This window comes from Planktothrix sp. FACHB-1355 (assembly GCF_014748295.1).
Taxonomy (GTDB): domain Bacteria; phylum Cyanobacteriota; class Cyanobacteriia; order Cyanobacteriales; family Aerosakkonemataceae; genus Aerosakkonema; species Aerosakkonema funiforme_A.
The window spans coordinates 1-1898 of record NZ_JACJUP010001268.1 but is presented as its reverse complement, the minus strand read 5'-3'; the positions used below and the strand labels follow the sequence as shown (position 1 = coordinate 1898).

Genomic DNA, 1898 nt, shown 5'->3' with positions numbered 1-1898 from the left:
TCACATTTTTGTTGACGCTCTCATACTACAGTCGGGTGATTGGTGCTATAAGGCTCTAAAATTAGCCTCAATCGGTGAGTGTGAAGCAGTTGCAATTCCAGCTCGCACACTTGTTCGAGCATATAAATGATATGTTCGGGTCGCAACAGGTTGCCGTCATTACGGCTCATACCAACATAACGAAGTACTTGAGATGGGTGGGTGCGATCGGGTGAAACTGGATCTGACCTACCGTTGAGATCGCGACTTTCTTCCTGAATTTCTAATTCAAACAGTCGCTCGCGCAGATTTACGGTATGTTTGTTGCCTGACTTGGTTGTTTGTTCCCACCAAATCGCATCGCGATGCTTAATTGCTTCAATCCAGTTCTGCCATTGGGCTGAGGTGACCTCAGCATAACTTGTCAAGGTGATTGAATACTCTGCCGCTGCCAATAATTGTGTAGCGGAAGGAGTTTTCAGATCGACTTCTTCAACCCGATAGATAGGAATGTTACTGGGCATTTGGCTGACTAACTTTGCTTGGAAAGTTGCCACATCCATCTGCCGAGTCAACTCAAAGTCTACTATATCTCCGCTACTGGTAGCTCCCAAGGGCAGAGCATTGGCAATGGAAATGCGGGGACTGGCATGAAAACCATTTGTGTAAGCGATCGGTATTGACGCCCGCCGCACGGCGCGATCGAACAAGCGGGCCAAATCTAGATGGCTGACTAATGCCATATCGCCCAGCTTGCCAAACCAAACGCGCAGTCGCTGCACTCGCTCTTGTTTGGGGGCGAAATGCCCTGCAAATTGAGGTATGGCGCTCGGCGGTACGATCGTATTATGACCGAAATCGACTCCACAGACACCGCAGTGAGAGCAGCCTTCAAACGAGCAATCCGGTACTGTCGCCGCTTCTAAAGCTTTTTGCAGGTCGGCTTTGAGCCAATTTTTATCAATTCCGGTATCGATGATATCCCAAGGTAGAGGTTTATCGAGATCGGCAATTCCCAATGGGGAAGAATGTTCCCCTGTTCCGATTACCCACTCCCCCTTTTCTACCAGGCGATATTTCCAGGTGAGGTCGGATTCGGCGATTGCTTGTCCCCAAGCTGCATAAGCTCGCTCTATGCTATCAAACCAAGAATCCATTCCCGCACCCAATTCCCAGGCGCGACGCAATACAGATGCCAATCTGCGATCTCCTCGTCCGACAAAATCTTCCATTGCCGAAATGCGAACATCGGTGAAGTTTGCCTTCACTCCTCTCATCCGCCGAAATTCCTCCCGCAGCAGTGCTTGTTTGCGTTCAAACTCGGCTGTAGAGACGGAATGCCACTGAAAAGGTGTGTGCGGTTTGGGTGTAAAGTTAGAAATGGTCAGGGTAAAGTTGAGCGGTTTTCTACCTTTTACTCTGCATTGCTGCTGTAACCAACGGACGGTTTCCGCAATACCCAACACATCGACATCGGTTTCTCCTGGCAAGCCGATCATAAAGTATAGCTTTACCTTATCCCAGCCTTGTTCGTGAGCTGTTTTGACACCGCGCAGCAGTTCTTCGTTCGTCAAACCTTTGTTGATGATGTCGCGCATCCGCTGAGTGCCGGCTTCGGGGGCAAAAGTTAAGCCGCTCTGCCGCGTACCGCCGATAATGTTGGCAATATTCTCGTCAAACCGATCGACGCGCTGACTGGGAAGGGAGAGAGAAATATTTTCGTCTTTGAGACGGTTTTTAATTTCGATCCCGACTGCGGGTAGTGCCAGATAGTCAGAACAGCTGAGGGATAAGAGGGAAAATTCGTTATGTCCGGTTTCTCGAATACCCTGTTCGATCGCTTCTATGACTTGTTCCGGTTCCACATCTCGTGCCGGTCGGGTCAGCATTCCCGGTTGGCAGAATCGACAACCGCGAGT

General features: G+C 49.8%; 1 protein-coding gene. It reads right to left on the bottom strand.

Going from position 1 to position 1898, the window contains the following annotated elements:
* Positions 1-20 precede the first annotated feature (20 nt).
* Positions 21-1898: TIGR03936 family radical SAM-associated protein (locus H6S82_RS31495; protein WP_191057360.1), on the bottom strand; the 1878-nt coding region annotated here is incomplete at its 5' end.